Source organism: Pseudomonas sp. W3I7 (assembly GCF_030816095.1).
Classification (GTDB): Bacteria; Pseudomonadota; Gammaproteobacteria; order Pseudomonadales; family Pseudomonadaceae; genus Aquipseudomonas; species Aquipseudomonas salomonii.
The window spans coordinates 3463208-3468567 of sequence record NZ_JAUSXP010000001.1; the positions used below are offsets into that span (position 1 = coordinate 3463208).

The 5360-nt window shown below is 59.6% G+C and carries 3 protein-coding genes; 1 reads left to right on the top strand and 2 read right to left on the bottom strand.

Annotated features, from left to right (window positions below):
- Window positions 1-36 precede the first annotated feature (36 nt).
- Window positions 37-714, top strand: coding sequence for a helix-turn-helix transcriptional regulator (locus tag QF043_RS16100; RefSeq protein WP_307419315.1), 678 nt, complete (start codon window positions 37-39; stop codon window positions 712-714).
- Window positions 715-1845: 1131 nt separating this feature from the next.
- On the opposite strand, the gene QF043_RS16105 is transcribed toward QF043_RS16100, so the two are convergent.
- Together QF043_RS16105 and macA are read right to left on the bottom strand one after the other, a co-directional pair.
- Window positions 1846-3804 carry a MacB family efflux pump subunit gene (locus tag QF043_RS16105; protein WP_307419316.1) on the bottom strand — a complete coding sequence of 653 codons (1959 nt, stop codon included), beginning with the start codon at window positions 3802-3804 and terminating at the stop codon, window positions 1846-1848.
- Between the two features lie 3 nt (window positions 3805-3807).
- The gene (gene macA / locus QF043_RS16110) at window positions 3808-4959 is read right to left on the bottom strand and encodes a macrolide transporter subunit MacA (protein ID WP_307419317.1); all 1152 of its coding nucleotides are present in this window, start codon (window positions 4957-4959) and stop codon (window positions 3808-3810) included.
- Window positions 4960-5360: the final 401 nt, after the last annotated feature.

Below are 5360 nucleotides of genomic sequence, written 5' to 3' on the forward strand. Positions count from 1 at the left end.
GATGAATCCCCGCACTCGACATTCATGGACGAACTGATGAACTCACACCTGTTCCCCCATATCGGCAAAGTCATCGCCAGCACCGGCAGCCGCCATTTCCCGCGCATGCTGCATGACTTGATCCTGACCCAACTGGCAGTGGACGCCACCCATATCACCCAACTGCAGGTCAGCGCCGAAGGGCACACCCGGCGCCGGATCAGCCCGGTCTACACCGACTCGGCGGCGGCGCTGGGCGAAGAACAACCCGCCGCCCAATTGCACCTTACGCGCCGCAAGGACGATGTGCGGTATGTGCTGTCGGTGTATCGCTCGCATCAATCAGAAAGTTTTTCGCCGCAGGAACGCAGCATGCTGCAGGATTTTTCTACGCTGCTTCTGCCCATGGTCGAGAAGCACATCACTGCGATCCAGCCGTGCCGCCAGGACGGGTCGCCTGTGGTGGCGGAAAATCAGGGGCTTGAAACCTTGCGTCGGCGTATTGAAGAGCGCTTGGTGCAATCGGGGTTGACCTTGTCCAACCGTGAGCTGGAAGTGTGTGTGGGCTTGCTGGCCGGGCGGACTGCACCGGAGTTGGCGGAGCAGTTGGCGTTGAAGGTCAACACGATTGAAAGCTACCTCAAGCGGGCGGCGATCAAGCTGGGGATCAGTGGGCGGCATTCGTTGTTGCGGTGGATGTATGCGGGTGATGAGGGGGGGGCCGCGGATCTCTAGATCACGGCAGAGTTTTGTGGGGTGGTTTGTCGGAGTACATATCCGTTATTTAGGTAACGGCGGCCTATGGTTCCGCTCTTACAGCGGGTCACTTTTGCAAGGACGCAAAAGTAACCAAAAGGTCCTCGCCCCAACACTCGGTGCCTCGCTGTGGCTCGGCATGCCCGCAATCCGACAGTGATTTGGGGGGCCGCCGCCACGCGCCATCCATGGCGCGGGGCGGCTAAACCGGCATCCTTGCCGGTTTACCCCCCAAATCACTGTCGAATTCCGGCCATCGTGTTTGACGGGGCGATTTCAGATCAAGATCAAGATCAAAATCAAAAGCTCAGATCAAAAGACCGCTGACTTCGTCATCGAAAAGGATGTAAGGGCCAGAGCAACAGCAACAGCAACAGCAACAGCAACAGCAACAGCAACAGCAACAGCAACAGCAACAGCAGAGCCATACTCGGTCAAAGGTGGGAGCTGGCTTGCCTGCGATGGCATCAACTCGGTGTACCTGATGTACCGAGGTGTCTGCATCGCAGGCAAGCCAGCTCCCACAGAAAAGCAGCTCTTCAGTGCATGCAAATCTGCAGCCGACCTCATATTCAAAAATGCATGCGGTCAACTGTGGGAGCGGGCTTGCTCGCGAATGCGGTGGGTCAGTCAATTCATTTGTAACTGACCCACCGCTTTCGCGAGCAAGCCCGCTCCCACATTTGGATCGAGTTGCATCAGGTAGAGAGGCTTTTGACTTGCACTTGACCTGGCTCTTGCTTCAACCACTCAGGTCGGCTTTCAGGCCGCCGTGCTCTGCTTTTGATCTTGCTTTTGATCTGAGGCGCCCCGTCAACCACGATGGCCGAACGCAGGCTTGAATGCGTGGGTAACCCGGCAGGACGCCGGGTTAGCCGCGCTGGGCCAAGGATGGCCCATCGCGGCGGCCCACGGATTCAAGCCGGAGTGAGGGCATGCCGAGCCTAGGCGAGGCACCGAGTGGTGGGGCGAAGACCTTTTGGTTACTTTTGGGGCGTTTGCCAAAAGTGACCCGCTGTAAGAGCGGAACCATAGGCCGCCGTTACCGCAGCAACGGATATGTACACCAGCAAACCACCCCCCACCCCAATCAAACACTGCCAGCAAAAATCAATCCCGCGCCAACGCCTCAATCGGGTCCAACCGCGCCGCATTACGTGCCGGCACAAAACCAAACACAATCCCGATCAACGTCGAACACGCAAACGCCGTCACAATCGACCCCACCGAAAACACCATCTCCCACTCCTTCACAAACAGCGAAAACAGATAACCAATGGCGTAAGACAACGAAATCCCAATAACCCCGCCGATCAAACACACCATCACCGCCTCCACCAGAAACTGCTGGCGAATATCCGACTGCCGCGCCCCCACCGCCATGCGAATCCCAATCTCACGGGTGCGCTCAGTGACCGATACCAGCATGATATTCATCACCCCAATCCCACCCACCAACAACGAAATCACCGCAATCAGCGACAACAACAGCGCCAGGGACCGGCTGGTTTTCTGCACCGTCTGCATGATGCTATCGAGGTTATTGGTGAAAAAATCCTTGGTCCCATGCCGCTGCAGCATCAGCTTGTTGACGTTGTCTTCCACCACCTTGCTCGGCTGCCCATCCTTGATACGCACGGTAATGCTGTCCAGATGCCGCTGCCCCAACAAGCGCCCCGCCGCCGTTTCATAAGGCACCCACACGTTCAACGCCTTGCTGGCAGCGAACATGTTTTTATTATCAGCCGTCACCCCGATCACCGTACACGGCAGGTTGCCGACCAGAATCACCTGCCCCAGCGGGTCCACATTCGGCCCGAACAGGCGATGCCGCGTGTTGTGGTCAATCACCACCACCTGCGCCTGACGCCGCGCATCACTTTCACTGAAGGCAATCCCGGCCTCGAGCTTGAGCCCCTTCACCTTGAAATACCGATCACTGACGCCGTTCACCTGCGCATCCAGGTCGATATTGCCGAAACGCAGCAACAGGTTGCGCCCCACCACCGGCGTAGCGCTGTCGACGTAATACAGCTGGTTCAACGCCTCCACATCCGACGGCATCAATGTCTCGATGGCCGACGCCCGACTGTCGCCGAAACTGGTGCCGGAAAAGATATCGATGGTGTTACTGCCAATCGCCTGGATGTCCTTGAGCACATACCGCTTGGCCCCCTCGCCGATCGCCGAAATCGACACCACCGAGGTAATGCCGATCACGATACCCAGCATGGTCAGCAAGGTGCGCATGCGATGGGAAATCAGCGCAACCCAGGCCATATTGAAGGCCTCCTTGAACAACCCCAGGCTCGCCACCAGACGCCGTGCGCCGCTGCGTTTGGGTTCGATCGGCGCCTCGCTGGGCAACTCCAGACCCACACTGTCATTGGCCTTGTCGCTGACTATTTCACCATCGCACACCTCGACAATGCGCTGGGCGTTCGCCGCCACCTTGGGGTCGTGGGTGACGATGATCACCGTGTGCCCGGCCGCGTGCAGCTCGGCGAGGATGCGCATCACCTCTTTGCCGCTGTGAGTGTCGAGGGCGCCGGTGGGCTCGTCGGCGAGGATCACTTCACCGCCGTTCATCAAGGCCCGGGCGATACTCACGCGCTGTTGCTGGCCACCGGAGAGCTGGCTCGGGCGGTGGGTGGTGTGCCCCGCCAGGCCCAGGCGCGTGAGCAGATCGCGTGCGCGGCTGTGCCGCTGGTTCTCGGGCGTGCCGGCGTAGATCGCCGGCATTTCCACGTTGTGCAAGGCGCTCAAGTGCGCGAGCAAATGGTAGCGCTGGAAGATAAACCCGAAGTAATCACGGCGCAGTTCCGCCAACTGTTCATCGCCCAGCGAGCGGGTCTCGATGCCGTTGATCTTGTAGCTGCCGGCGGTGGCGTAGTCCAGGCCACCGAGGATATTCATCAGGGTGGATTTACCCGAGCCCGAGGCGCCAATGATCGCGACCATTTCGCCGGCATGAATCGTCAGGTCGATGCCCTTGAGTGCGATGAACTCGCGTTCGCCAGCCATGAAACTGCGGGTAATGCCCTTGAGTTCCAACAGGGGTTGGGTCATGGCTCAGTTCCCCGCCACGGCTGGGGTGGCATCGCCGATCACGACTTTGTCGCCCTCGGCCAGGCCTTCCAGGATCTGCACCTTGACGTTGTTATTGATGCCGGTCTTCACATCCCGCGACAGCGCCTTGCCCTTGGCGTCCAGCACCCGCAACGGGTAAGTACCGTCGTTGTTGCGCGCGCCGAGCGCCGCCACCGGCACCATCAACGCCGCCTGGGCGGTGTCGAGCACGATGCGCACCTGGGCGGTCATCGCGATGCGCAGGCGATGGTCCGGGTTGGGCACGTCGAACAGCGCGTTGTAAAACACCGCGGTGTTCTGCTTGGGCGTGCCGGCCGTCTGGGTTTCGAGGAAGTTCTGCGGCGCCGGCTCCGTGCCGCGCAGCTTGGCGTAGTAGCGCTTGTCGGCTTCACCCAGAATGGTGAAATACACCTGCTGGCCAGGGCTGATATGAATCACATCGGCCTCCGACACCTGGGCCTTGACGGTCATGGTGTCCAGGTCGGCCAGCTTGAGCAGCACCGGCGCCAACTGGTTGGCGATCACGGTCTGGCCTTCCTGGGTGACGATGCCGACCACATCCCCGTCGATGGGCGCGATGATGCGCGTATACGCCAGGTTGACCTTGGCGGTGTCGATCTGGATATGCGCGCTTTTGATCTGCGCATCCAGGGACAACAGGTTGGCCTGCTGCACCTGGAAGGTCGACTCGGCGTCTTCAAAATCCTGGCGCGATACCGACTCATCCACCTGCAAGCCCTTATAGCGCTCATACACCGACTTGGCCTGCTTGAGCTGCGCCGCCGTGGCGCGGCGCTGGGCCTGCAGGTTTTCCTCATCCACCTGGGCTTTACGCAAGGTGTTCTGCAGAATCAGCGGGTCGATCTCCGCCAACCACTGGCCCTTCTTCACCTTGTCGCCGACCTTGACCTTGAGCGACTTCAACTGCCCCGACACCTGCGCGCCAACATCAACCTGCTTGATGCCTTCGAGCAACCCGGTGGCCAACACCGCATTCTCGATATCACCGCGCTCAGCCGTGGCAGTGAGGTACTGCGGCGCATCGGCGGGTGCCTGCACCGTGTACACCACCAGGCCAATGGCAGCAGCCAACACCGCGAGCATTCCAATTTTGCGAATCTTTGACTTTTCCATAAATGACCATAAAAAGATGAAGAGGGCCTACAACGGCACGGTCCAGTGTGGGAGCTGGCTTGCCTGCGATGGCATCAACTCGGTGTACCTGACACACCGAGGTGTCTGCATCGCAGGCAAGCCAGCTCCCACAGAGAAGCAGATCCCAGGTGCATGCAAATCCGCTTTTCGCTTTTGCTTTAACCACTCAGGTCGGCTACTAGGCCGCCGTGCTCTGCTTTTGATCTGAGACGCCCCGTTAACCACGATGGGCGAACGCAGGCATGCCGAGCCTAAGCGAGGCACCGAGTGGTGGGGCGAGGACCTTTTGGTTACTTTTGCGTCCTTGCAAAAGTGACCCGCTGTAAGAGCGGAACCATAGGCCGCCGTTACCGCAGCAACGGATATGTACACCGGCCACT

Bases quoted from the DNA above. Each gene is read 5' to 3' on its own strand.
- QF043_RS16100 (WP_307419315.1), top strand. From the start codon at position 37: ATGAACTCACACCTGTTCCCCCATATCGGCAAAGTCATCGCCAGCACC.
- QF043_RS16105 (WP_307419316.1), bottom strand. From the start codon at position 3,804: ATGACCCAACCCCTGTTGGAACTCAAGGGCATTACCCGCAGTTTCATG.
- macA (WP_307419317.1), bottom strand. From the start codon at position 4,959: ATGGAAAAGTCAAAGATTCGCAAAATTGGAATGCTCGCGGTGTTGGCT.